Genomic DNA, 2,974 nt, shown 5'->3' with positions numbered 1-2,974 from the left:
AAGGTTCTGAAAAACCGTCAATGTTATCAAATTCTTCAGTTTTAGCATCGACTTCTAATCTGTCACCTTTGTTCACTACTCCAACGACAGTAGAATATTTCAAGGACGGTGCAGATCTCACACGAACCCTATCATCCAAAACGGTTCCTGTTTCTGCAAAGATTACTGTACCTAAAAATATAAGAATAAATAATTCTGATAATAACTTTTTCATTTTCTTCCTTGCGCCCCAGTGCGGGCGTCCACATAACAATTGCTTAAACGGTGGCGCGGCTTGATCGCGACATTCGCTTTAAAGCTTTGTTATGTGATATTTCATTCCAGATACCCGCCGTAGCACCAACCGACAGTCCCGGATGGAATTTTATTACCATCTGCATCTACAGAATTTCTAACAGTTGATACTTTAACCCAGTTTGATGTTATGCCATTTATTGTTTCTTTTTTTCCAATTGCCAGGATTTTTACCCAGGAACCAGTTGCCATAACAGTTATTAAATCTGAAGAAGTTTTTTCACCATTGCGTAATTTCAAATTTTCGTTTACAAGCATAAATTTATTTTTTGCCAGACTTCTGTCCAATTTAAACTTATCTTCTTCTCTACGATTTGTATACTCATCTGGGACAGTAAGCGTTTCAACTATGGCATTCGTTTCTATAAAGAAATTTAGAGCATCATTAGCTAAATCAAAAGGAAGTTGGATTAAATCAAACAATATTTTATTTGTCTTATTATTGTAAATCTTCATTGATGAACCGTTTATTTCAAAGCGTACTTCAAATGATTTTCCATCTTTTAGCTCTGGAAGATTTTCTGCATAAGGAATCCATGATATTCTTTCATTACTTTCACCTTCCATCGGATAAACTTTTGCAATATAGGTGTGTTCGTTTACCTTCTTGAGTTTTTCAAAGGCGAATCCATTTATTGAAATTAAAGGAGTATTAAAATAAAAACCTGTATTTGTTATCTGTAGAAAAGCTGCTGTTTTGTAATAATCATACCAATGAACATCAACAGGTAAAAAATCATTATCCTGTATAAGACGACCTGGTTCAGCCATAGCAATAACTTCCCGTTTTTTCTGAATTAATGCCTCCATATACCAAACTGGAATCCAGCGGCTTGATTTATTTCTCCAATCAAAAGAGCTTAAAACGTAATCATCAAAGACATCAGAACCTTTTATTTTTAAATCATAAGGATCAATATAGGGACTCAATCGATTTGAAGCTTTAGGGTCTTTCAAGTACCAATAACTTGTTTGGCCTGAAATTTCAGTCCCCTTTTTAATTACAGAATCAGTATCCCTTGTAATATATTTTCCATTAGTCATTTGATAATAACAAGTATCTCTATAAACTTCATAAGTAGGATTGCATTTATAGCCATCTTCTGCAAATACAGTCAGTGCAAGAAATGCAGTAACTAATAAACAATATAATTTTTTCATTCTTTCTCTCAAAAAGCGCCCCAGTGCGGGCGGCCACATAACAATCGCTTAAACGGTGGCGCGGCTTGACCGGTTTGTCGGCTTTGAACTTTTGTTATGTGATTCTATATAGCGAGTTTCAATTCTGTAATGACACGAGCCATATTTACAAAATCTTCATCATCGTGGAGCAGGAGAATGTTATTTTCTATCGCAGTCTCGGCAATAAGCAAGTCAACTGTACTGCGGATTGTAACGCCTTTTCTTCGGCATCTAAAATTGAGGCTCGCGGCATTTTCATAAGACTGGATGCCAAGTTTTAAGGAGTACAAAGGAATTTCGCTTAGATATGATTTCAGCGTGGAGAATTCTTTTTCGTCTTTTGAACCTTGCAGGAGTTCCTGATAAATAAACTCATTGATACAGAACGGCTCTTCTTCATTGATTAAGTTTTCCAGGTATTTTGTTCCTGCGGTTTCCCTGCCACGGAAGAAGTTTATCAGTACGGATGTATCAACAAGAATCATTGAGTGCACCTCATAGCCTTGTAGTCATAGCCGTCGGCAAAATGGATTTTTCCTTTCAAGTCCGCAAGGCTTCTCTGCTTATTTTTCTGTGAGAAATCTATTGTTTCTATATATGAGATGACCATCTGAGCCTGCTCATCATCAAGCACCGTAAAATAATCCATGACCTTTTCTTTCAAAGCTTCTGCAACCATGATAGACCTCCATTAGAATGATTATAGCATATTTTTGAATTTTTTGCTTTAAAATCGAGTAATCTATATGAAAAAATCAGGATTGAACTGATTTCTTGACTAAGTTTAAATGCAAACGCTTCCTTATTTTATTTCATCTCGTCGGCTTTTTTCTGGTGCTGCTTCATAATAGGATTCCAATAGTCGTGGTACTGCTGTTCGTATTTCGTGTCTTTTGCGGAAACTCCAGATTTTATAAGCTCATCGATTAGTTCAGCTTTTGTAAGCTCGATATTTTTAGAATTCTTAAAATCACAATCAACTTTACGCGTATACCCGCTGAATATTTCATCGATTTTTGAAAAGAAGCTTATAAAATATAAACTCGAAGATGTAAAATACAACTGCTCACAGATGCCTCTGCTATATTCTTTACATTCCCATGTACAAAAAGTTTCAAAATTTTTGCCCGAAACTTTTGTCCTGAAAGTGTTTTCTGTGCCACTTATAATAGTAAAAATTAAATTTTCTTTATATGGGTCTTCATTGATTAGAGTCGCAGAACAATCATATTCAAATTTATTTTCAGAAAGTATTTTTATATAATTGCCCCACTGTGCATTTGCAGATTCCTTAAATTCTATGACATTTTCATTAATCATAACAGAAATATTTTCATCCATAAACGTGAACTTAGACGATGAAATAAGTCGTGAGCGCAAAAAGAAATCCAGCTGTTCTTTTGTTTTCGGAACTGCAAAAATGACAGAAGGGTCTTTTGAAAGATACGCACCGAACACCCATCCGAACTCCGCCACGTCGTCTTTCCACTTGAACTGA

At 35.5% G+C, this 2,974-nt stretch carries 5 protein-coding genes; all 5 read right to left on the bottom strand.

The genetic code is table 11. From position 1 onward, the window contains the following. The coding region (locus JI65_RS16720) for an SH3 domain-containing protein (RefSeq protein WP_191018301.1) at positions 1–214 on the bottom strand (214 nt) is incomplete at its 3' end. Between the two features lie 101 nt (positions 215–315). Next, positions 316–1,455, bottom strand: a complete 1,140-nt coding sequence (locus JI65_RS16715; protein ID WP_191018300.1) for an SH3 domain-containing protein — start codon at positions 1,453–1,455, stop codon at positions 316–318. A 104-nt stretch (positions 1,456–1,559) separates the two neighbouring features. After that, positions 1,560–1,961 (bottom strand): type II toxin-antitoxin system VapC family toxin, encoded by a 402-nt coding sequence (gene vapC / locus JI65_RS16710; RefSeq protein WP_191018299.1) that lies wholly within the window; start codon positions 1,959–1,961, stop codon positions 1,560–1,562. Then, positions 1,958–2,155: a hypothetical protein gene (locus tag JI65_RS16705; RefSeq protein WP_191018298.1), complete on the bottom strand. Its 198-nt coding sequence runs from the start codon at positions 2,153–2,155 to the stop codon at positions 1,958–1,960. The genes vapC and JI65_RS16705 overlap by 4 nt, the downstream gene beginning before the upstream one ends. Before the next feature lie 128 nt (positions 2,156–2,283). Next, positions 2,284–2,974: hypothetical protein (locus tag JI65_RS16700; protein WP_191018297.1), on the bottom strand; the 691-nt coding region annotated here is incomplete at its 5' end.

Origin of the sequence: Treponema zioleckii, assembly GCF_014737315.1 — a bacterium.
In the GTDB taxonomy this organism is placed as follows: Bacteria; Spirochaetota; Spirochaetia; order Treponematales; family Treponemataceae; genus Treponema_D; species Treponema_D zioleckii.
The sequence above is the reverse complement of the archived record's forward strand: the minus strand, read 5'-3'. Positions and strand labels throughout refer to the sequence as shown.